Source organism: Pseudonocardia alaniniphila, from assembly GCF_022524485.1.
In the GTDB taxonomy this organism is placed as follows: Bacteria; Actinomycetota; Actinomycetes; order Mycobacteriales; family Pseudonocardiaceae; genus Pseudonocardia; species Pseudonocardia alaniniphila.
Genome location: NZ_JAKXMK010000024.1, coordinates 20,254 through 41,872 on the forward strand (window position 1 = coordinate 20,254; position 21,619 = coordinate 41,872).

A 21,619-nucleotide genomic window follows, 5' to 3' on the forward strand; every position below is an offset into this window, starting at 1 on the left:
CGTCCGCCGGAGACGTGGTCCGGAACTCATGATCATCACTTCGGGCCCCGCAGCAGCACATGACCCGGTTCTCGACCCCGAACTGATGATCATGAGGACGATGAGCTGGCCCCGGCTGCCCAGCTCGCGGGCGGCCCGGATGCGGCGGCGAGCGGTGTGGTTACTTGTCGAACTCGCCCGCAAGCTGCTCGGACACCTGCCGCAGCAGCGGTACAGCGCGATGGATCAGTGCGTCGGTCATCCTCGGCGAGGGGCCGGAGATCGAGAATGCCGCGTGGGGCGTCCGGCCGGGCACGGCCACGGCCACGCACCGCACGCCGATCTCCTGCTCCTCGTTGTCCACCGCGTAACCCGCGGCCCGGACCATGTCGAGCTCTTCCTGGAAGAGGTCGATCGCGGTGATGGTGTGGATGGTCTGCGCCTGCATCGCCGAGCCTTCGACGATCGTGCGGACCTGCTCGACCGGCATCTGGGCGAGCATCGCCTTGCCCACCGCGGTGCAGTGGACCTGCGCCCGCCTGCCCACCTCTGTGAACATGCGCATGGCGTGGGTGCCGGGCATCTGTGCGGTGTAGACGATGTGGTCACCGTCCAGTGTCGCCAGGTTGGCACTCTCACCGATCTTGTCGACGAGCTGCCGGAGATACGGGAGCGCCCAGCTCCCGAGCAGGGTGCCGGCGTGTTCTCCCAGCCGGATGAGGCGGGGTCCGAGCGTGTACTCCCGCGAGGGCTGCTGGCGCACGTACCCGAGTTCCACGAGCGTGCGGATCAATCGATGGATCGTCGGCGGGGGCGTCTCCAGCCTGGCCGCGAGCTGCATGACCCCTGCCGTACCACCGAGGTCACTCATCGCCTCGAGCAGCTCGAACGTTCTCTCGACCGACTGAATGCGGCTCGCGCCGCGCTCGGTCGATTCGATCTGCCCGGCCACATGTCCCCCTCGTTCGCCAGCTGACTGCCAGCAACTTCCGACATGCGGAAGTATAGGCCAGTGCGATTGGGTGTCGGTCATCCGATTCTGCCCAGCCTGTGCCACGAGGGCATCGCGTGCCTGTGAGGTGAGCCCGTCCGAAATCGAGGTGGACTCTCACTTCCGTGATTCGGAAGTCGGGGCCTCGCGATCAGCGGCGGGCGAACCGGCGGCGGTAGGCCGGGGTCACGACGAAGACCGCGAGCGTCGCCATGACGACCTGGAAGAACAGCGCCCAGGTGGGCAGTCCGATGAGATGGGCGATGGCCGTGCCGCCGAAGGCGCCGACGACCGCGTCGAGGATCGAGCGCCAGGCCGGGATTCCCTGCCTGCGCGATGCGTACTTCCGTCCGACTCCACCGATGACGAGACCGATGACGAGAGCGGTGAGAATCGCGAAAAGGGCCGGGTCGATGGCGGTCGTGGTGGTCACAGTTTCCTCCCGGTGTGCCCAGCGGGCCTGATCGTGGAGGCCCGCTGCTGGTGGTCGGGCAAGAGATCCACCCCCTACACGGCCGGGCGTCGGAGCGGGTTCGGGCGCGCTCGCGCCCGATCGATCGCACCGTGGTCATCAGCCCCGGTGCCTGCTAACCACGAGCGGATCGCCCGCGCAGACCTATGACAGTGCCGCTCGCTCGATACGGGCGGCGGCCGGCCCGACGCTCCGCCCGCACCAACGGCCCGTCCACCCAGACCTAGCACACGGGAGTGCCGTTCGTTCAGCGCCCGGAGCCCGGAGCCCGGAGCCCGGAGCCCGGAGCCCGCGGCGCGGAGCCCGCAGCCCACGGACGCGTCCGGCCGTGTCGGTCCGGGCGCGAGCGCACCGCGTTCCGAGATCTGTGTTTCCGCCCTCGCGAGGGCGCGTGGCCACCTCTGACGGCGATCTTGGCGCGTTGATCGTTCCGAGATCCGCTTGTACGCCCCGGTGGGGGCAGATCGGCGGATCTCACCGCGATCTTGGCCGCGCCTGAGCGGCACGTCGGTGCAGATCGGACGGCCGTGCCGTTCGCACGTGGAGGTGGCTCAGGGCGGCGGGGCCAGCTCCTCGTCGAGGCTGTCGTTCACCTGCGTGAGCGTGTCGATGTGGTGTGCGAGCCACACCATGAACTGGGTGTCGGCGGAGCGGATGTCCATGCCCAGCACGCGGGAGACGCGGTCGAGCTTGTAGAGCGTGGTGTTGCGGTGCAGACCGAGGCGGCGGGCGGCGGCGTTGAGGTTGCCGGACTCGGCGATGTAGGCGAACACCACGCTCTCCAGGCTGCGGGCGTTGCCGTCGGCGCGGCGGAGCGGGGCGAGCATCTCGGTGGCGAAGGAGCGCCCGTTCTCGGAGTCGGCGAGGTCCCGGAGTGCGACGAAGATGCGCAGGTCGTCGTATCCGGCGACGGGCGGGACGTCGATCCGGCGGCCGAGCGCAAGTGCGGTGCGGGCCTCGCGGTAACTGGTCGCCACACCGCCCGCCCCGGTGCCCACGCGGCCGAACGCCACGCGGGCCTCGGCGTCGAGCCGCTCGCGCAGCACCCGCCGGACGGCACCGGCGACGTCCCGGACCGCCGCGGCGTCGACGCCGTTGGCGACCGGGTGGACGACGACGAGGTTGCCGCCGATCTGGGTGGCGAGGGTCGGCAGCGCCGCTTCGGGGTACAGCCGCTCCACCGCTCGGGCGGCGGCGTTGAAGCGGCGGACGGCGCGCACGTCGTCGGACGCCGGGGGGTCGAGCTCGGCCACGTAGACGGCGTACGTGCCGTCCACCGAGAACCCGTGGTGGCGCGCTCTGGCCTGCAGCTGCCCGCCGTCGGCGAACCGTCCGTGCACGAGCTCGACGACGAAGTCTCCGCGCGTGCGCTCCTCGGCCTCGGTCATCGACCGGATCCGCAGCATCTCGGAGCCGACGAGGACCGCTCCTTCCTCGGCGATGATCCGCCGCTGTGCCCGGTCGTGCGGGTCGCCGTACGGGGGTTCGAGGACGGCGACGAGCCCGCTGATCTCACCTCCGAACATCACCGCCGCGGCGATCGGGACCACCGCCGACCCTGCAGCGTCCACCGGATCCAGCACGGTCGCGCCGATGGGCAGCTCTCCGCGGACGAGGCCCTCCACGTGCCGGGCCAGGACCGCGGCCACGGGCGCCGGAGCTGGCTTGGTGCCGGCGGCCGTGGTCTCGTAGGCGAGCACGGTGCCGTCGAGATCCACGACCATCACGGGCGCTTCGCCCATCCGCGCCATCCCGTAGGCGAGCGAAGGGATGCCTGCGCCGCGGGCGTGGATCTCGCCGAGGGAACGGTGCACGCGATCGCTGTACTGCAGCACGTGGGTCGCCTGGGCGAGCACCTTCGTGGCGACGAGCTGGCTGACGGCTCGGTAGTCGGCGCTGGGCGGGAGCAGGGCGAGCGGCAGGCCCGCTGCGTCGGCGGCCGCCCTGGCCTCCGGGAACGAAACGCGCAGCTCGGCGGGGGAGGCGACGTCCGCGCGGCCGATCCGAACCAGCAACGCCACGGCGCCGGACGCCGCGACGCGCTCGACCGTGGCGGGGCCTGCTCCGTCGCGGAGGTGGTCGGCGTGGGCGTGCACCGCCACGCCCTCCTCGGCGGCGTCGGGGTCGCCGGTGATCTCCGAGAGGGGCAGACACCAGCGCACTGCACGGCCTGCGCCGGTCGCTCCGGCCACGAGGGTGTTGCGCAGCAGTGGCTCGGCGAGCAGATCGGAGACGGTGACGGGGTCCGGCGCGGGAGCGTGCCGGTGCAGCGACTCGTGTGGTGATCCCACGTACTCGGCCTGTGCCATGTGCCTAGATCCCGTCCGTGTTCGGGTGCACTTCGTCCAGTGCCAGCCATGGTGACCCGCCCGCACAATCGCCGGAAGCCGTCACACTCCACAATCCGTCGGAGGTTCTTCGTGCACTCCGCACCATCGGTTGCGTCGGCCGGGCTCTCGGTCCACCCCGGTCCGCCGTCGGACCGGTCCGTCGATCCCGCATCACCCGGCCGGGTCGTCCATGCGTACCGCACCTCCACCGCCGACGACGTTCGTGCCGCGCTGGCCGGAGCCGAGAGGGCTGCCCGGGAGTGGGCGCGGACCCCGCCGCTGCGCCGGGCCACCGTCCTGACCGGCATCGCCGACGTCCTGGAGCGCCGGGCCGACGAGGTCGCCGCACTGATCACCCGCGAGGAGGGCAAGCCACTCGGCGCCGCCCGCGGCGAGGTCGGCAAGTCGGCCGAGCAGTTCCGGCTCGCGGCGCAGCTCGCGTACCTCGTCGAGGGCAGCACGTACGCGACCGAGACACCCGGCACGTTCGCCTACACCCTGCGCGGGCCCCTCGGCGTCGTCGCGGCGATCACGCCCTGGAACTTCCCGCTCTCGCTCGCCGCCCGCAAGATCGCTCCCGCGCTCGCCGCAGGCAACACGGTGGTGTTCAAGCCGTCGCCGGTCACGGCGGGGGTCGGTGCGCTGCTCGCCGAGATCGCGGTCGAGGCGGCGCTTCCCCCGGCTGTTCTCCCCGTCGTCCAGGGCCATGACGCCGGGGCGATGGGTGCGCTGCTCGGTGACGTGCGGGTGCGCGGGATCAGCTTCACCGGCTCGGACGCCGTCGGCGCTCTGGTGCGCGCGCAGGCCCACGGGCACGCACGGCTGCAGTTGGAGCTCGGCGGCCGCAACGCCGCCGTCGTCTGCGCTGATGCGGATCTGAACAAGGCTGCCGCGGACGTCGCCGCGGGCGCGTTCGGGCTCACCGGGCAGGCCTGTACGTCGACGGACCGGGTGCTGGTCGCCCGGGTCGCCGCCGCCGAGTTCACGGCACTGCTCGCCGCGAAGGTGCGTGCGCTGAGGGTCGGGCCGGGGGACCGGTCCGGCGTCACGACGGGGCCGGTCGCGACGGCTGCGCAGTTCGAACGGCTCAGCGCGCTGAAGGACTCGGCGATCGCGGCCGGTGCGCGGGTGGTGGCCGAGGCCGAGCTGCTCGACGACCGTGACCCGGACGGCTTCTGGGTCGTCCCGACGCTCTTCGCCGACGTGCCCGTGGGTCACCCGCTCATCGACGGGGAGGTGTTCGGGCCGTACTGCTCCGTGGTCGCGGTCGACGACGCCGACGACGCGCTGCGGATCGTGAACTCCTCGACGCACGGCCTGGTCACCGCCCTGCACACCGGCGATCTCGCCGTGGCACACCGGTTCGCGGCCCAGGCAGCCTGCGGCATCGTGAAGATCAACGCCCCCACCACCGGCAACGGGGTCGCGCCGCCGTTCGGCGGCTGGAAGGCCTCCTCCGGCGGAGCCTTCCCGGAGGGCGGCCGGCAGGCGCTCGACTTCGTCACCGACACCAAGACCGTCTACCTCACCCACGGAACCCACGGAGAGAGCTGATGCAGACCATCCACCGCCTGACCCTCGAAGACGCGCTGGTGCTCCTCAAGGCCGCCGAGGCGGAGGCCGAGCGGATCGGCGTGAAGGAGACGATCTGCATCGCCGACGAGGGGGCGCACCCGATCGCGCTGCACCGGATGACCGGGGCGCGGCTCACCGGGGTAGACATCGCGATGGCCAAGGCGTTCACGGCCGCAGGCCACCAGCGCGCCACCCACCTGTTCAACGAGCCGCCGAACGGCCCGGCGCTGCCGGGCAACGAGGCGTTCGGCATCCAGCACATGCACACCGGCAAGTTCACGGTGTTCGTCGGCGGCTTCCCGATCGTCTACCGGGGCCAGGTCATCGGCGCGGTCGGGGTGAGCGGTGGCAACGGTGAGCAGGACAAGGCCGTCGGAGCCGCGGCGCTCGCCGCCTTCGAGGAGCACATCGCGGGTTCCGTCCCCGCGTAGGACCGGCCCCGTTCTCGGTCTGGAAGGTGCCCGCGCTGACCGCATTCGCCGAGGGCGAGGCCGGAGGCTGGGGGCGAGCCCGCCCGACCACCGCCGCGCGAGCGAGGATCGTCACGAGATGGGGAGTTCCGCCCTCGCAAGGGCGAACAACCGGATCTCGCGCCGATCATGGCGGCCGGGCTAGGGTCCCGGGTTGGGGCGACTCGCCCGCCCGCGAGTCGCCCCTCTTCCGGGGGTGTCAGCGGGGCGAGCGGCCCGCGAACGTGAAGACCAGGGCGAACAGGGCCGCGCCCGCGCAGACCAGCAACATCAGGGCGAAGGGGCCGGTGCCGGTCGGGGAGTCGCCGACGACGACCGCGACCACCGCCCCGCCGAGTGCGGCGCCGACGAAGCGCAGCATGTTGAACACCCCGAGGCCTGCGCCGGAGTCGGCATCCTGTGCCGAGCGGGTGGCGCCCGCGGCGGCCGGTGTCTGCGTGAACGCCATCCCCGCGCCGATCACCGCGGCCGCGCCGACGAGGGTGATCCCCGAGCCCACCCCGGCGCCGCCCATCCCGACGACGGCCGCGAGCGCCAGTTCGGCAGCACCGAGACCGAGCAGGCCCCACCGCAGCGCCCACCGAGGGCTCCAGCGCTCGGTCAGCATCCCGGAGACCGGTGCGAGCAGGGTCATCGCCAGCGGCAGCGCGACGATCAGGAGCCCCGCGGTGCGCGTGGCGACCCCGAGGTGGGAGGTCAGGTAGAGCGGGATCGTCAGCAGCGTGGCGGTGAGGCAGAACATCTGGCAGAGCGCAGCGACGGCCGAGCGGGCGAACCGTGGCTCGACGAGCAGGGAAGGCGGGACGAACGGCGCCGACCGCCTGCGCTCGACCAGCACGAATGCCACGAGCGCCACCGCGCCGCACCCGAATCCCACCCACACCACGGGTGAGGCGAGCCCGGCCGGTGCCACTGCCGATGCGCCGACCAGCACGAGCGCGACCCCCGCGGCGAGCGACAGCGCGCCCGCGAGGTCGAGCCGGACGGTGCGCGGCGGGGTGCGCGCCGCCCAGAGCCACGCCCCGATGAACGCGGCGACGGCGAAGGGCACGATCGCGACGAACACCGACCGCCAGCCGAAGGTGTCGGTGAGCAGTCCGCCGACCGTCGGGCCCGCGGCCTGCCCGGCTCCGTTCGCCGCCGCCCACCAGGACACCGCGCGACCGCGCCGCTGCGGCCCGGCGACCGCGGTGAGCAGCGCGAGGACGGTGGGCAGCACGAGCGCCCCGGACAGTCCCTGCACCGCGCGGAACCCGACGAGCAGCGGCAGCGTCGGTGCCGTCGCCGCGCCGAGCGCGCCGATCGTCACCCCGATCATCGACAGCAGGAACACCCGGCGCCTGCCGAGCCGGTCGCCGAGCCAGCCGGCGAAGGGCAGCACGACCGCGCAGGTCAGGTTGAACGCGACGACGATCAGGGTGCCGCTGGTCAGCGGCGCTCCGAGATCGGCGGTCATCACCGCCAGCGGCACGTTGACCAGCGTGTTCGCGATGGTGCTCGCGAAGGTCCCGACGACCAGCGCGGCAGCCACGAGCCCGAGCGGCCCTCCGGTGGTAGAGCTCGCGGGTCGATGTTGCTGTACCGCTCGGGTCACGTCTCGCCCTTGACGGCGGCGGTCAGTTCCACCTCGACGGGCGCGCCGCCCGGCAGCGCCCGCACCCCGACCGCGGCCCGGACGGGTAGCGCGTGCTCGCCGAGTCGCTCGGCCAGCACGTCCGACGCCCCATCGGCGACGGCGGAGAGCGCGGTGAACCCCTCGGCGCAGGCGATGTAGACCGTCATCCGGACGCAGCGCGCGATCCGGTCCAGCCCGCCCGCCGCCTCCGCCACTGCCACCAGGGCGTTGGTCGCGGCGACCCCGGCCGCAGCCGCGGCGGTGGGCACGTCGACGTCCTCGCCGACGAGTCCCACGACCGTCAGCACACCGTCGCGGCGCGGGGTCATCCCCGCGCTGTAGGCGAGCCCGCCGACCAGGACGGCCGCGGCGTAACGCCCTTGCGGCACCGGAGACGCGGGAAGGTCAGACACCGAGCGCCACTCCCTCCTGGCGAGAGTCGGAGCCGCCCGCGAGGAAGCCCCGTTGATGGTCAACGGATATCACCTGGGCGCTGCCGCCCGCGCCCCAGTCCCCGACCGGAACCACCGCATGCCCGCGGGCCCGCAGGCCGTCGAGCGTCGCGTTCCCGAGCCGGTCCTCGCAGCGGAGCTCGGCGGCGGAACCGAGATCCTCGGCGTCACTGCCGGGGAAGACCGAGAAGCGCGGCGCGTCGACGGCGGCCTGTGGGCCGGCGTCGTGGTCGAGCAGGTGGGAGATCAGCTGGGTGTTCCACTGCACCTGGCCGTCGCCGCCGGGGGTGTTGCCGACGTGCCGGAGCCGGCCCTCGTCGTCGGTCACGAGCCAGGCGTTCAGGGTGTGCAGCGGGCGCCGCCGCGGCCGGACCTCGTTGGGATGCCCCGGCACGAGGTAGGCGCCGCGGCCCAGCCGGTTGTTCAGGACGATGCCGGTGCCGGGGATGGTGATCCCGGCGCCGAAGGTGAACGCCAGCGAGTGGATCAGGCTCACCGCGCGGCCGTCGCCGTCGACCGCGACCATCGAGGTCGTGTCGCCCGCCGGGTCCGCCCCTGCCGGTGCGGGCAGGTCACCGGCCCGGATCCGGTCCCGTGCTCGCGCGATCGCGGTGGGTTCGCCGCCGCGGCGCCAGCCTTCCGTGTCGCTGCCCGCATGGGCGTAGCGGTCGGCGAAAGCGATCCGCGCGGCCCCGGCGAGCCAGTGCACGGCGTCGGCCGCAAGCGGCGGGCCGGCGAGCTCGCCCTCGCAGACGGCGAGCTGGTCGAGAACCATCCAGCCGGGCGTCGGCACCGGGGTCTGGTGCACCCAGTGCCCGCGGTAGCAGCGACGCAGGGCAGGCTCGGGACGGACCTCGCCACTCGCCGCCCACTCCTCGCCGGAGAAGGGCGCACCGAGCCCGGCGAGGAAGGCGACCGCCCGTTCGGCCTGCTCACCGGTGTAGAAGGCGGCGGGATCGGCCGCCAGCTGTTCGATCGACGCGGCGAGCAACGGCTGCGCGAGGCGGGTCCCCACGGCAGGCGCGCGCCGATCACGCAGCAACGTCGCTGCGGTGTCGGGATCGGCGGCGAGCCGTTCTGCGTGCCGGGCGAGGTCCCCGCTGGTCCGGGCGGTGCAGGGTAGCCCGGCTCGCGCGATCGCCACGGCGGGTGCCCAGAGCTCGGGCAACGAGCGGGTGGCGCCGGCGGCGTGAAGGGCGGACAGTGCGGCGACCGCACCCGGCACCGCGACGGACAACGGGCCGTACCGCGGGAGCCTGGTCAGCCCGGAGTAGTGCTCAGGCGTTCCGCCGTCGGGGCCGAAGCCGCTGCCGCAGAAGGCGCGGACCGAGCCGTCGGGCTCCCGGACCAGCGCGAACGCGTCACCGCCGATGCCGCACTGGCCGGGGAGCGCGAGCCATGCCACGGCAGCCATCGCGAGTGCGGCGTCAATCGCGTTGCCGCCGGTCGCGAGCACGTCCGCGCCCGCTCGGCTGATCGCGGGATGGCTCGCGGCGACCATCCCCTCGGCGCCGAGGGCGGCGGGCCGGAGCGCGTCCGGGAACGAGGCAGGGGGTGCCGTGACGGTCATACCTGCACGATGGACGGGCCTCGCAGAGACCAGTAGGTGAAATGTGCACAGAACCGGGCGGCGCCGACGTGCACTGTGCCTTAACGACAACGTGCACAATCCGAAACCCGTGCGCTGTGCACTGTTGTCGTAGCTGCGATCACGCTGGTAAGAGGACTGTGTCCCGCCACACAGCAGATGACCGCCGACGTCGGCGGGAAGGAGGCCGCGGTGGGACTGACCCCCGCGCACTGGGTCTACCTAGCGGGTGTGCTCCTGATCATCGGAGTCACCGTCGCACGCAAGAACGTCGTGGTCCCCGCCCTCGTGGCCACCGCCGTCACGGCGTGGGTCATGACGGGAAGCCCGGTCACGGGGATCCAGGCGATCTTCAACGCCAGCCTGATCGCAGCGTCCGAACTGTTCAACATCTTCTTGATCATCGCCATGGTCACCGCTCTGCTCGGCGCGCTCCGGGCGATGAAGGCCGACCAGCGCATGGTGACGCCGTTCCAGAAGGTCATGCGCGGCGGCTGGTCCGCCTACGCGGTGCTGGCCGTCGTCACCTACGGGATCAGTCTGTTCTTCTGGCCGACGCCCGCGGTGCCGCTGATCGGCGCGATTCTCGTGCCGGCCGCCATCCGGGCAGGACTCCCGGCGATGGGTGCCGCGATGGCGATCGCGGTCGCAGGCCAGGGCATGGCCCTGTCCAGCGACTACGTCATGCAGGTCGCACCCGGACTGTCCGCGACCGCGGCGGGTGTGGAGGGTTCGGCGGTCGCCGACGTCGCGCTCGTCCTGTCGCTGGTCACGGGGATCACCGCGCTGGTGATCGTCGGCGTCATGTTGCGCAGGCACATGCGCACCCCCGCCGAGGCCAACCTGGAGGAGTGGGAGGCCGGGGTCGTCGCCGAGCCCCGTCCGCCGCGCCGGCTCCTGCGTCGCATCTCGGTGTCGCCGGCCCGCGAGCTCGTCCCCGCGACCTCCGCCGAACGGATCGCCGAGCCGATCGCCGTGGTCGAGGAGAAGGTGCCGGTCGGTGCGACGGTCGGCGGGCCCCCGTCCACCGGGTCGGGAGGACCCGAGGACAACCCACCTCCCCCGGGCGGCTCCGGCTCTGACGGCGGGCAGGCCGACGACGCCGCGCCGGCCGACGACGTGGCGGATGCCCGCATCGAACGGCTGTCGAAGATCTTCTCGATCGTCGTCCCGATCGCCTTCCTGGCGATGATCGTCTACATGGTGCTCGGCAAGGTCACCGATCTCGTCCCCTCGCTCGAGGGCGGTTCGGCGGCCGCGCTGGTCGGCGGGCTCGCCGCGATCCTGGTGGTCGTCGCTGCGGCCTCATTGGACGGGCCGAAGAAGGCGCTGCAGTCCACCGGCGAGCACCTGACCGACGGCCTGGTGTTCGCGTTCCGGGCGATGGGCGTGGTGCTGCCGATCGCCGGGTTCTTCTTCCTGGGCAACGCCGACTTCGCGGGGAAGATCCTCGGTTACGAGGACGGGCAGCAGGCGCCTGGCCTGCTCGTCGACCTCGTCACCGCCTCGGAGCACTTCATCCCCGGTAACCCGATCGTCATGTGTTTCGGCGTGCTGATCATCGGGATGATGTGCGGGCTGGAGGGCTCCGGCTTCTCCGGGCTCCCGCTCACCGGTTCGCTCGCGGGCGCGCTCGGCCCGCATGCCGGCATGGATCCCGCGACGCTGGCCGCCGTCGGCCAGATGGGCTCGGTGTGGACGGGCGGCGGCGTGCTCATCGCCTGGTCCTCGCTGCTGGTGGTGGCCGGGGTGACCCGCGTGCCCGTGATCGAGCTGGCCCGGAAATGTTTCCTTCCCGTCGTGGCCGGTCTCGTGCTGTCCACGTTGGTTGCAGCCTTATTCTTCTGAGTGATTCCCGCGCATTTCCGCTCGGAAAGAAATGCACGACACCGGCCCCGGCGCTCCCTACCGGGGCCGGTGTCGTCTCCGGAGAGCCGTGTGCACACCCCTGCAAGATGGCCGCGGTCCTTGTGCTGAATGACCAGGATCCGGAAGCCCCACCGGATTAGCGTTCTCGTCATCGCCCCGTTCCACCACTTCCAGAACTCCCGAGGAGGGTTCGCCATGACCCTGACCGCAGACAGCGCTGCCGGCACTGCGGACGGAACGCCGGGTCTCCTGTCCCGTGACGACTTCCGTGCCGCGCTCGAGAACGCGATCAAGGGCCGTGAGGCCAAGAACGCGTCGTTCAGCAAGGCCTGGGCCGACGGTGAGCTGACCCGTGAGCACTTCGCCCGCTGGGCCGAGAACCACTTCCACTATGTCGGGCCGTTCGCCGACTATCTCGGCTACATCTACGGAAACACCCCGGACAAGTTCACCGACGCCAAGGACTTCACGCTCCAGAACATGTACGAGGAGGAGCTCGCCGACATCCGCCACACCGACCTCCTCATTCGTTTCGGTGAGGCCTGTGGCACCACGAGGGAACGCATCGAGGACCCGGAGAACATGAACGCGGTGACCCGCGGTCTCCAGTCCTGGTGCTACGCCGTGGCGATGCGGGAGCACTTCGTTGTGGCGACGGCCGCGCTGGTCGTTGGCCTGGAGTCGCAGGTGCCGAGCATCTACAAGAAGCAGATCATCCCGCTGCGTGAGTCCTACGGCTTCACCGAGGACGAGATCGAGTTCTTCGACCTCCACATCACCTCCGACGAGGTGCACGGCGAGCGCGGCTACCAGATCGTGCTCGACCACGCCGACACGCCGGAGTTGCAGCAGCGCTGCCTCCAGTACGTCCGCTGGGGCGCGGAGATGCGCTTCTCCTACACCCGTGCGCTCTACGACACCTACGTCGCGCCCACCCTCTGACCACCTCGCCGCGGCGGCCGCACCATCGCGTCCGCCGCGGTCCGACGCCCGGGAGCACCCGTGAGCGACACCGACACCGGGCAGTGGATCGCCACGGTCCCGCTCGCGGACCTGAAGCGCCGCAAGAAGCTCCGCGTCGAGGTGGGGGACCGGGCGGTCGCCCTGTTCCTGGTCGGTGAGCGGGTCTTCGCACTCGACGACACCTGTATCCACAAGGGACGGTCGCTGTCGCGCGGGGTGCTGTGGAAGGGCAAGGTCGTCTGCCCCGCGCACCAGTGGACGTTCGACCCCGAGACGGGAGCGGCCGACGACCAGGACGAGTGCCAGCCCGTCCACGACGTCCGAGTGATCGACGGCGTGGTGCACGTCAGCGCCCACCCCCGTCCATAGAGGAGACGACATGTCCGACCTACCGCGCAGCCTCGTCACGGTGGGCGCCGGTCAGGCCGCCGTCGCCGCCGTCCGGCTGCTGCGCCGGCGCGGTTTCGACGGGCGCGTGACCGTGCTGTCCGACGAGCTGCACGCTCCCTACCAGCGCCCGCCGTTGTCCAAGGAGTTCCTCCGCGGCGAGACCGAGCCGGAGGATCTCACCCTGCTCGACGAGGCCTGGTGCGCGGACAACGACGTCGAGCTACGCCTGGGCGTCCGCGCCGAGTCCGTGGCGGCGGGAGTCGTCCGGCTGATCGACGGCAGCGAGCTCACCACCGACGCGATCCTGCTGGCCACGGGTGTCAGCGCCCGGCGGCTGCCGGGCGTCGGGGGCGACCGGGTCGTGTACCTGCGCACCCTCGACGACGCTGCCCGGCTGCGCGGCATGCTGTCGGCCGCGGAGCGGATCGCCGTGGTCGGTGGCGGGCTGATCGGCTCCGAGGTCGCCTCTGCGGCCCGTGAATCGGGCATCGCCGTCACCGTTCTCGAGGCCGGGACGCTGCCGTTGATCTCCCAGCTCGGCCCGGAGATGGCCGGCTTCTACGCGGGCCTGCACCGGCAGCACGGCGTCGACCTGCGCTGCGGGCAGGAGATCGGCGCCGTCGACGAGACCGCAGGCGGCGTGGTCGTCCGCACCGCCGCAGGTGACGTCGAGGCCGACCTCGTGGTCGTCGCGGTCGGTGCGGTGCCGAACGACGAGATCGCCCGCGTCTCCGGGATCCCGGTCGACCCGGTTCGCGGCGGCATCGTCGTCGACGACGGGTGTCGCACGGCGGTCCCGGGCGTGTTCGCCGCGGGCGACGTGGCGAGCCGCGCCGTGGGCGACAGGTTCGTCCGCGTCGAGCACGTCGACAACGCCACGACACAGGGCACCGCGGTCGCGAAGGCGCTCATCGGCAAGCCCGCCGGTCCGGCCGACGAGGTGCCGTGGTTCTGGTCCGACCAGTACGAGCTGGGCCTGCAGTTCGTCGGCAGGCCGCGTCCGGGCGCCGAGATCGTGGTGCGCGGCAGCGTCGACGACCGCGACTTCACGGCCTTCTACCTCGCCGACGGTTGCGTGCACGCCGCGTTCGCCGTCGACCGCGGGGGAGACGTCCCGGCAGCCAAGCAGCTGATCGCGAGCGGCCTGCCGGTGTCACCGGCCGCCCTCGCCGACGACGACACCGACCTGTTCGACCTGCTCGACACCATCAGCGCCTGAGGAGAACGACGGTGGAGTTTCACAAGATCGCCCGCTCCGGTCAGATCCCCGAGGGCGTCGTCCGGCGGTTCTTCGTCGGCGACGTCGAGGTCGCCCTGTCGCGCTCCGAGGGCGAGATCCACGCGACGTCGAACTACTGCAGCCACCTCGACTGCCTGCTCTCGAGCGGCAAGGTGACCGACGAAGGTCTCCTGTGCTCGTGCCACGGCAGCGTGTTCGACCTGGTGAGCGGGGAGCCGCTCTGCCCGCCCGCGACCCGTCCGATCACGGTGTTCCCGGTCCGTGAGGAGGACGGGCACGTCTACGTCGGAATCGACGAGAAGCTCGCCGCGGCAGCCATGAAGCGGCGGGCGGCAGGCTCGCGCCGGCTCTCGGCACCCCGGACGACCTGACGGGGGCAGTCAGCCCGCAGCGACGGCCAGCCCCGCGAGCTGGTGGGCGAACGCGTCGAGGGCGGCTCGGGCGGCGTCGCTGTCGCGGTCGACGAGCCAGGCGAGCGTCACGCCGTCGGTGACCACGACGAGCATCCGGGCGAGCTGGGCGATCGGGAGCGTCCAGCGCACCGCGCACGCGTCGGCGATCTCTTCGAGCGTCTCCCGGGCGGTGCGGTGGTAGGCGGCGTACTGCTGCTCGGCGACGTCCGCGAGCTCCGGTTCGTGGAGCGCGTGCTGGGTGAGCGCCATCAGCACCGACTCGCGGTTGGGATCCTTCTCCACGGTCTCCCAGTAGCCGCGCAGCGTCGCCCGCAGCGACTGCGTGACGTCACCGCTGACGTGGACGTCGGCGCGTGCGGCCACGAGCCCGGCCATGGTCTGCGCGGTGAGCTCGGCGAGCAGCTCCTGCTTGGAGGCGAAGCAGTAGTGGAACGCCGCGAGCGGCGCGCCCGCCTCGGCGCACACCCGGCGGGTGGTGGCCGCGGCGAAGCCCTCGCTCCCGATCACCCGGAACGCGGCGTCGACGAGCTGCCGGCGACGCTCCCGAGCCGGTACCCGCGCCATGGCGACCCCCTCGATTCGGACTTCTGGGTCAATCGTCCCAGACGATTGACACACTCGCCTCTCCGTCGCACTCTGTGATCCACCTGACAAACAGGGGTCAGCGTGAGCGAGCTTGCGAGCGAACCAGTGTCACAGCGCCCTCGCGAAGCGTCGGCCCTGCGCCGAGCGCAGCGAGGGCATGCGATGAGTGAGTTCGGTTATGCGTCGCAGTTCCCGCGGGTGCTCCGGCGGTTCGCGCTCTTCGCGATCGCGTTCTCGATCGTCTCCATCACCACGGGGATCTTCGTCAACTACGCCTACGGGCTCACCCAGCTCGGTCCGGCGGCGGTCTGGCTGTGGCCGGTGGCCGCGGTCGGCCAGTTGCTCGTGGTGCTCGTCCTGGCCGAGCTGGCGGGGCACTTCCCGCTCGCCGGAGCCAACTACCAGTGGACCGCTCGCCTGGTGGGCTCCCGCTTCGGCTACCTCGTGGGGTCCCTGGGCGTGCTCTACGGCGCCGTCGGGCTGCCCGGCATCGCGCTGATCGGCCTGGCCCCGCTGACGGCCACCGTGCTCGGGCTGGACGCCGAGAACGTCCGGCTCCTGCTGTTCATCGCGGTGCTCGCGCTGGTGGTCGCCTACCTCATCAACGTCGTGCGGGTGCAGCTGGCCGCCCGCGTGAACAACGTGGCGGTGTTCGCCGAGATCATCGGAACCGTCGTGCTCAGCGTCGTGGTGTTCCTGGCGTGGGTGCGCGGCGGCGAGAATGCCGGTGACGGCCACGGTTTCGGCTTTTTGTTCACCACCGCCACGGGTGCGCCGCTCGCCGACGCGATCGTCGGCGGTGCGCTGATCGGGATCTTCACCCTCGTCGGCTTCGAGGCGGCGGCGGACATGGCCGAGGAGGCCGTCGACGCCCGGCGCGCGGTGCCCCGGGCGATGATCCTGTCCGTGGTGGTGTCCGGCGTGCTGGGCATGTTCGCGCTGGTCGGATTCACGCTGGCGATCCCCGACCTGCCCGCGGTCCAGGCGTCGCCGGTGCCGCTGGCCGCGATCGCCGAGTACTGGCTCGGGCCCGTCGTCACGAAGATCTTCCTGGCCATCGTCGTGTTCTCGATGTTCGCCCTGATCGTGGTCGCGGCGGCATCGAACTCCCGGCTGATCTTCGCGATGGCCCGCGACGGGATGCTGCCGTTCTCCGCCGCACTGCGGCGCGTCCACCCTCGCACCGGAACGCCCGTGCCCGCGCTGGTCGCGTCGCTGGTGGTCTGCCTGGTGCTGCTCATCTACGGCACCGCAGACGGCAACGCGTTCGCGGTGCTGGTGGGGGCCACGGCGCTCGTGCCGTACCTGGTCTACCTGCTCACCCTCGGTGGATACCTGGCCCGGCGGCGGGCACTCGTCGAGGCGGGCGAGGGCGGCTTCCGGCTCGGGGCCGCCGCCCTGCCTGTCGCGGGGCTGGCGCTGCTCTGGCTCGTCGCCGTGGTGGCGGCCCTGACGTTGCCGGAGGCCTTCCGCTCGGCCGACTACGTTGTGATCGGCGCGCTGGCGCTGGCCGGAATCTGGTACGTCGCGGCGCTGCGCCGGCGGCTCCGCGACGGCACCGCCGGCATCGGATCAGCTCGCCCCGACCCCGTGGAGATCGCATGACCTGGCGCAACTGGGCCGGTAACCAGCGCACCGACCCGCGTCGGACGGTCGTCGCGCGGGACGCCGACGAGGTCGTCGACGCGGTGAAGAAGGCCCAGCGCGACGGCCTGCGGGTCAAGGCGCTCGGCACCGGACACTCCTTCACCGGGATCGCCGTGCCCGAGGACGTGGCGCTGCGCCCGCCGTCGGACCCGGCACTGCTGCGGGTCGATGCAGCGACGGGACTGGTCAGCGCGCCCGCCGGGATGCCACTGCACCGGCTCAACATGCTGCTGTGGGAGCGGGGATTCGCCCTGCCCAACCTCGGTGACATCGACGCGCAGACCGTCGCCGGGGCGATCTCCACCGGCACCCACGGCACCGGCGTGACCCACCAGGGGCTCGCCGCGCAGGTGCGGGGGATCGAGATCGTGCCGGCCGACGGGTCGCTCGTGACGTGCTCGCCGACCGAGCGCCCCGAGATCTTCAGCGCCGCGCGCATCGGGCTGGGCGCACTGGGCGTGATCACGAGCGTGACGCTGCAGGCAGTACCGGCGTTCCGGCTGCACGCCGTCGAGACGGCGATGCCCCTGGACGACGTGCTCGCCGGCCTCGACGAGCTCGTCGCGGGCAACGAGCATTTCGAGTTCTACTGGTTCCCGCACACCGGGATCGCCGCCACGAAGCGCAACAACCGCACCGAGGCGGCCGGCCCCACCCGCGGGCGCGTCGCGGAGTGGGTGGGCGACGACCTGCTCGGCAACGGCGCGTTCGAGCTCACCTGCCGGCTCGGCGCGGCTCTGCCCAAACTCGTGCCGCGGGTCAACCAGCTGATGGCGAGGCAGATGGCCGCCGCCGAGTACGTCGACCATTCCTATCGGGTGTTCACCAGCCCGCGGCGGGTGCGGTTCCTGGAGATGGAGTACGGGATCCCGCGGGCCGCGATTCACGAGGCCCTCGCCGGGCTGCGGGCAGCAGCCGAGCGGCACGGCCAGGCAGTGACGTTCCCGGTGGAGGTGCGGTTCGCTGCCGCCGACGACGTGCCGCTCTCGACCGCCACGGGCCGTGAGAGCGCCTACGTCGCCGTGCACGTGTACCGCGGTCAGCCGCACGAGGCCTACTTCGGTGCCGTCGAGGCGGTGATGACCGCCCTCGGCGGGCGTCCGCACTGGGGCAAGCTGCACACGCAGACCGCGGCGACACTGCGCGAGCGCTACCCGGCGTTCGACGACTTTGTGGCGCTGCGCGACCGCCTGGACCCGGAGGGCCGTTTCACCAACGCCTACCTGAACCGGGTGCTGGGCGCACCGAAAGGTGAGCAAGGTCGGGTGATCGGGCCCTGATCAGCCCGATCACCCGACCTGTTTCACCACGTCGGGAAGGCCGATCTCAGTAGCTTTCGTGCACCTGGCCGCGCACAGCGCCGCCGGGGAACTCCTCGGTGTGCAGGTTGAAGTAGAACCGCTCCGGGTGGTCCTCGATCCGCTTCAGGAGATCGTGGTCCTTCACGGTCACGGAGCCGCTCGTGTAGTTGCGCCCGCCCGGGAGCTTCTTGCCGAAGAACGGGATCTTCACGTCACCGTTCTTGCCGGCCACACCCTCGTGGACGTGGCCCATGATCGGCGTACCGATGCCGGTCCAGCTGAAGTAGTAGTACACCTTGTCGCCCTGGATCCGCATACGCGCGATCGCGATGCCGTCCTTGTCGCCGACCTTCGGTCCACCCTTCACCGGAACCTCGTTCTTGCCCTTCAGCACTCCGGAGAAAGACCACGTCTTGTCGTAGTCGGCCTCGTGGTGCGCGCTCATCGTGGCGGCCGGAACGGCCGCCACGGTGACGGCGCTCGGCGCGGCGGCCGAGGGCTGCGCCGCGGCGGCCGTGCCGGCGCCCAGCGCCAGTCCGGCAACAGCCACGGTGGCTGCGACTCCGACGAGGGCGCGGCGGCTCAGGCTGCGGTTCATGTCGATCCTCCTGTTTGCGAGCCGATGCCCTGTGCACCGCCTCACGAGGTTGATCACGCAGCGACCGGCGCGCCGCGTTCAGCAGGATCAGGAGGTGAAAATCATGCCGTCCTACCACAACCGAAAGCGGGGCGCCTGCGTTCTCTCAGGGGTAGTGCTGGTAATGCGTTCATCATGAAAAGGTCGAGGTTCGGTATACGTGGGTTGATCAGCCCGCCCGTCGCTCGGCGCGACGAAGGGCCACCGGGATCGCCGAGGTCGTGCAGTAAGTCGAACAACGTGATCAGGCCGCATTCCCGCCGGGAAAGTCCTGGGCCGTCGCGACGTCGAAGCCCGGCCGGTTGTTCGGCGCCCGTTCGGTTGCGATCTTCCGTACATTCTCGATGCGGCGCATGGAAGGTCGTAACCGGCGGGAAGCGGGATTCGGAAACGTCTCGGTCGCGCGTGGAAATGCTCCACGGCATTCCCTGTGCGCCCATGATCATGGGCCGACTGTGTCCGGCGAAGATGGCGGTATCAGTGGTCGGAAAAAATACCTGAAATAATTACGAACGGATGATCGCTGTCAACCGGGCGTCAGCGACTGACCGTGCATCGTCCTGTCAGTCGAGTACGCCGTCGGTGACAGCGGCCCAGTCGTCGAGATCGTCCAGCCGGGCGTTGAGGGCTGTACGCATCGCGTTCGCACCGCTGCTGCCGAGGGCGAGGCGCAACGGTGCACGGTCACTGTCGACCGCGGTGATGATGCCGGCCGCGATCTGCTCGGCACTGACGAACGCACCCGGCGGCAGGGAGTCGATCTCGGCTTGTACCTGACGCACCGTGCGGTCGTAGTCGCCGATCGGCGTGGCGATCTCGAGGTTGTCCAGGAAGCTCGTCGCCGTCGGTGCGGGCTGGACGATCGTCACCCGGATCCCGAGCGGCTCCAGCTCGCTGACCAGCGCATCGCTCAGCCCTTCCACCGCGTACTTCGTGGCGGCCAGCAGCCCGACGCCGGGGTGCGCGAACTGGCCGTAGAAGGAGGAGCCCTGCAGCACGTGCCCGGACCGTTGCCTGCGCAGCACGGGCAGCGCCGCACGCAGGACGTTGAGCACCCCGAAGACGTTGGTGTCGAAGATCGCCCGCGCCTGCTCGTCACCTGCTTCCTCGACGGCCCCGAACAGGCCGTAGCCCGCGTTGTTGGCGACCACGTCGATGCGTCCGAACGACTCGACGGTCGCGTCGACGACCCGCTGCATGTCGTCCTCGTTGCGCACATCGGCGTCGATCGCGAGCACGGTGCCCGCGTACTTCTCCGTGAGGTCGCCGAGGCGTGCGCTGCGGCGGGCGACGGCCGTGACCTGGTCGCCGGAGGCGAGGACCTGCGCGACGAGCTCGCGGCCGATGCCGGAGGTGGCGCCCGTGACCAACCAGGTTCGCCGGCTGTTCGGCTGCGTCGTCGGGTCGGTCATCGGTCTCCTCCTGGGGCTCGGCTGTCCCCACGCTAGAAGGCGTTCCCCATGAACGGAAATAATTCGCGCGCTCGTGTCGGCGCCCATTCGATCAACGGTTCCCGGTGGTGGCTGTACGGCGTTTGGTGGGTCGATGCGACGTGGGCAGACAGCGCGCCCGGCCGCGATTAGTTTCTGATGTGGCTCCGGCGAACCGTTCGGCAAGGGGGGATATATGTCCGCAGCTGCGATGAATGTCGAGATGCGGCATCTGCGGGCGTTCACGTCCGTCGCGACGCACCGATCGTTCACGATGGCATCCCGCGAGCTCATGATCACGCAGCCCGCGCTCACCCGGACGGTGCAGCAGCTCGAGACCGTGCTGCAGGTCCGGTTGATCGCGCGCAACGCGCGGCCGGTGGAGCTGACCGATGTAGGACGGCGGTTCCTGGAGCGTGCCCGTCGGGTGCTCGCCGAGTTCGATCGTGCCATGGCCGCGACGAGCGACGAGCGGGAGTTGCGGCTGGGGTTCCACTGGGTGTTGCCGCACCCGTGGGCACAGCTTGCCATCGAGCGGTTCGAGCAGGCGACGGCGGCAACGGTGACGGTCTCACGCTGCGCCGACCTGGTTTGCGATCTGGGCGCCGGTGAGGTGGACGTGGTCGTCCTGCGCGGCGCCAGAGCGCTGCCCGGGCTCACCGCCGTTCACCTGTTCGACGAGGACCGCGTCGCCGCCGTCTCCGCGCGTTCTCCGCTCGCCGCGCGCCAGGAGTTGCACTGGGACGAGCTGGGCGAGCGGCCCCTGGTCGTGAACACCGTCTACGGGAGCACCCAGCCGGAGCAGTGGGCCCCTCGCCATCGCCCGCAGCGGATCGTGACCTGCTCGAACTTCGACGAGTGGCTCGAACTGGTCCGCGCCGACCACGGTGTCGGTGCCGTCCCTGCCTCGGTCGCCCGGCCGGGTTTGCACCCCGGTGTCGCCCTGATCCCCCTGGTCGGCGCGCCATCCGTTCCGGTGCGGCTCCTGTACCGGCTGCATCAGCCGGATCCGCTGCTTCGGCGCTTCCTCGACGCTGCGGTCTCGGCCGCCCACGAGCAGCCGGCCCCGACGGTCATGCCCTCGGGCCGTAGCTACCAGAGGGCATGACGGCCGCCTGCTGGTCCCGGATCACGGCGTGGGGGACTGCTCCGCCGCGATCATCCAGGCGCGCTTCTCAAGGTCGTCGATGATCGCGTGGAGCAGATCCGCGGAGGCCGGATCCGCGGCGTCGACCCTGTCGTGCACACCCCGCATGGTGTTGACGGCAGCGGTGATCCGTGCGGTCACGAGCTCGACCGTCTCCACCTTCTGTCGTGTTCCGCTGGGGTAGGCGGGCAGGCTCGTCGTCGCCGTGACCGTGTCCGACCGCCCGTCGGGAACGGTCTGGAGGGCGCGCATCCGCTCCGCGATGGTGTCGCTCGCCTCGCGGGCGGTGTCGACCAGCTCGTCCAGGCTGAGATGCATGGAGCGGAATCCGGGCCCGATCACGTTCCAGTGCGCCTGCTTGGCCTGCAGGTGCAGTTCTACGAGATCGACCAGTACAGCTTGGAGATTGTCAGCCAGTTCCGAGGGTGCAACGAACGGTCGAAGATCCTCGCTGCGGCGCCTGCTGGAGTTCTGGGTGGAGGTCATGCTGGTGATCGTAGATTCGGAAAGCGACCGCGGAAAATG

20 protein-coding genes are annotated in these 21,619 nt (G+C 71.2%); 10 read left to right on the forward strand and 10 right to left on the reverse strand.

The window, feature by feature from the left end; all coding sequences use genetic code 11:
* Positions 1 to 160: 160 nt before the first annotated feature.
* The 3 genes from MMF94_RS26100 to MMF94_RS26110 form a co-directional block, all read right to left on the reverse strand.
* Positions 161 to 931, reverse strand: coding sequence for an IclR family transcriptional regulator (locus MMF94_RS26100; RefSeq protein WP_277398829.1), 771 nt, complete (start codon positions 929 to 931; stop codon positions 161 to 163).
* A gap of 190 nt (positions 932 to 1,121) precedes the next feature.
* Positions 1,122 to 1,403 (reverse strand): GlsB/YeaQ/YmgE family stress response membrane protein, encoded by a 282-nt coding sequence (locus MMF94_RS26105; RefSeq protein ID WP_241039832.1) that lies wholly within the window; start codon positions 1,401 to 1,403, stop codon positions 1,122 to 1,124.
* 590 nt (positions 1,404 to 1,993) lie between these two features.
* Positions 1,994 to 3,751, reverse strand: a complete 1,758-nt coding sequence (locus tag MMF94_RS26110; RefSeq protein ID WP_241039833.1) for a helix-turn-helix domain-containing protein — start codon at positions 3,749 to 3,751, stop codon at positions 1,994 to 1,996.
* Positions 3,752 to 3,862: 111 nt separating this feature from the next.
* Between MMF94_RS26110 and MMF94_RS26115 the strand changes: the two genes are divergently transcribed.
* Positions 3,863 to 5,326, forward strand: coding sequence for an aldehyde dehydrogenase family protein (locus tag MMF94_RS26115; RefSeq protein WP_241039834.1), 1,464 nt, complete (start codon positions 3,863 to 3,865; stop codon positions 5,324 to 5,326).
* Positions 5,326 to 5,778 (forward strand): GlcG/HbpS family heme-binding protein, encoded by a 453-nt coding sequence (locus tag MMF94_RS26120; protein ID WP_241039835.1) that lies wholly within the window; start codon positions 5,326 to 5,328, stop codon positions 5,776 to 5,778. The genes MMF94_RS26115 and MMF94_RS26120 overlap by 1 nt, the downstream gene beginning before the upstream one ends.
* Positions 5,779 to 6,016: 238 nt before the next feature.
* On the opposite strand, the gene MMF94_RS26125 is transcribed toward MMF94_RS26120, so the two are convergent.
* The 3 genes from MMF94_RS26125 to MMF94_RS26135 are packed head-to-tail and all read right to left on the reverse strand — an operon-like array spanning position 6,017 to position 9,454.
* Positions 6,017 to 7,411 (reverse strand): MFS transporter, encoded by a 1,395-nt coding sequence (locus MMF94_RS26125; protein WP_241039836.1) that lies wholly within the window; start codon positions 7,409 to 7,411, stop codon positions 6,017 to 6,019.
* Positions 7,408 to 7,845, reverse strand: a complete 438-nt coding sequence (locus tag MMF94_RS26130) for a RidA family protein (RefSeq protein WP_241039837.1) — start codon at positions 7,843 to 7,845, stop codon at positions 7,408 to 7,410. Before MMF94_RS26130 ends, MMF94_RS26125 begins: the two co-directional genes overlap by 4 nt.
* Positions 7,838 to 9,454, reverse strand: a complete 1,617-nt coding sequence (locus tag MMF94_RS26135) for a gamma-glutamyltransferase family protein (RefSeq protein WP_241039838.1) — start codon at positions 9,452 to 9,454, stop codon at positions 7,838 to 7,840. The genes MMF94_RS26130 and MMF94_RS26135 overlap by 8 nt, the downstream gene beginning before the upstream one ends.
* 210 nt (positions 9,455 to 9,664) lie before the next feature.
* On the opposite strand from MMF94_RS26135, the gene MMF94_RS26140 reads away from it, so the two are divergent.
* From MMF94_RS26140 to MMF94_RS26160, 5 genes are all read left to right on the forward strand, one after another.
* Positions 9,665 to 11,320, forward strand: coding sequence for a hypothetical protein (locus MMF94_RS26140; RefSeq protein WP_241039839.1), 1,656 nt, complete (start codon positions 9,665 to 9,667; stop codon positions 11,318 to 11,320).
* A 216-nt stretch (positions 11,321 to 11,536) separates the two neighbouring features.
* Positions 11,537 to 12,283 (forward strand): iron-containing redox enzyme family protein, encoded by a 747-nt coding sequence (locus MMF94_RS26145; RefSeq protein ID WP_241039840.1) that lies wholly within the window; start codon positions 11,537 to 11,539, stop codon positions 12,281 to 12,283.
* Between the two features lie 60 nt (positions 12,284 to 12,343).
* Positions 12,344 to 12,673 carry a Rieske (2Fe-2S) protein gene (locus MMF94_RS26150; RefSeq protein WP_241039841.1) on the forward strand — a complete coding sequence of 110 codons (330 nt, stop codon included), beginning with the start codon at positions 12,344 to 12,346 and terminating at the stop codon, positions 12,671 to 12,673.
* Positions 12,674 to 12,683: 10 nt separating this feature from the next.
* Positions 12,684 to 13,913, forward strand: coding sequence for an NAD(P)/FAD-dependent oxidoreductase (locus tag MMF94_RS26155; RefSeq protein WP_241039842.1), 1,230 nt, complete (start codon positions 12,684 to 12,686; stop codon positions 13,911 to 13,913).
* Positions 13,914 to 13,924: 11 nt separating this feature from the next.
* On the forward strand, positions 13,925 to 14,305 hold the full coding sequence (locus MMF94_RS26160; RefSeq protein WP_241039843.1) for a Rieske (2Fe-2S) protein: 381 nt from the start codon (positions 13,925 to 13,927) through the stop codon (positions 14,303 to 14,305).
* Between the two features lie 9 nt (positions 14,306 to 14,314).
* Here MMF94_RS26160 and MMF94_RS26165 read toward each other — a convergent pair whose 3' ends face one another.
* Positions 14,315 to 14,911, reverse strand: a complete 597-nt coding sequence (locus MMF94_RS26165; RefSeq protein WP_241039844.1) for a TetR/AcrR family transcriptional regulator — start codon at positions 14,909 to 14,911, stop codon at positions 14,315 to 14,317.
* 183 nt (positions 14,912 to 15,094) lie between these two features.
* Here MMF94_RS26165 and MMF94_RS26170 point away from each other — a divergent pair, with 183 nt between their 5' ends.
* Positions 15,095 to 16,537 carry an APC family permease gene (locus MMF94_RS26170; RefSeq protein ID WP_241039845.1) on the forward strand — a complete coding sequence of 481 codons (1,443 nt, stop codon included), beginning with the start codon at positions 15,095 to 15,097 and terminating at the stop codon, positions 16,535 to 16,537.
* Positions 16,534 to 17,859 carry a D-arabinono-1,4-lactone oxidase gene (locus MMF94_RS26175; protein WP_241039846.1) on the forward strand — a complete coding sequence of 442 codons (1,326 nt, stop codon included), beginning with the start codon at positions 16,534 to 16,536 and terminating at the stop codon, positions 17,857 to 17,859. Before MMF94_RS26170 ends, MMF94_RS26175 begins: the two co-directional genes overlap by 4 nt.
* Before the next feature lie 46 nt (positions 17,860 to 17,905).
* Here the strand turns inward: MMF94_RS26175 and MMF94_RS26180 are convergent, their stop codons facing one another.
* Both MMF94_RS26180 and MMF94_RS26185 read right to left on the reverse strand, forming a co-directional pair.
* Positions 17,906 to 18,478, reverse strand: coding sequence for a CHRD domain-containing protein (locus MMF94_RS26180; RefSeq protein ID WP_241039847.1), 573 nt, complete (start codon positions 18,476 to 18,478; stop codon positions 17,906 to 17,908).
* 602 nt (positions 18,479 to 19,080) lie between these two features.
* Positions 19,081 to 19,929: an SDR family NAD(P)-dependent oxidoreductase gene (locus tag MMF94_RS26185; protein ID WP_241039848.1), complete on the reverse strand. Its 849-nt coding sequence runs from the start codon at positions 19,927 to 19,929 to the stop codon at positions 19,081 to 19,083.
* 214 nt (positions 19,930 to 20,143) lie between these two features.
* Here MMF94_RS26185 and MMF94_RS26190 point away from each other — a divergent pair, with 214 nt between their 5' ends.
* Entirely contained in the window at positions 20,144 to 21,055 is a 912-nt protein-coding gene (locus MMF94_RS26190) for a LysR family transcriptional regulator (RefSeq protein WP_241039849.1), read from the forward strand.
* A 21-nt stretch (positions 21,056 to 21,076) separates the two neighbouring features.
* On the opposite strand, the gene MMF94_RS26195 is transcribed toward MMF94_RS26190, so the two are convergent.
* On the reverse strand, positions 21,077 to 21,580 hold the full coding sequence (locus tag MMF94_RS26195) for a Dps family protein (RefSeq protein WP_241039850.1): 504 nt from the start codon (positions 21,578 to 21,580) through the stop codon (positions 21,077 to 21,079).
* Positions 21,581 to 21,619 lie beyond the last annotated feature (39 nt).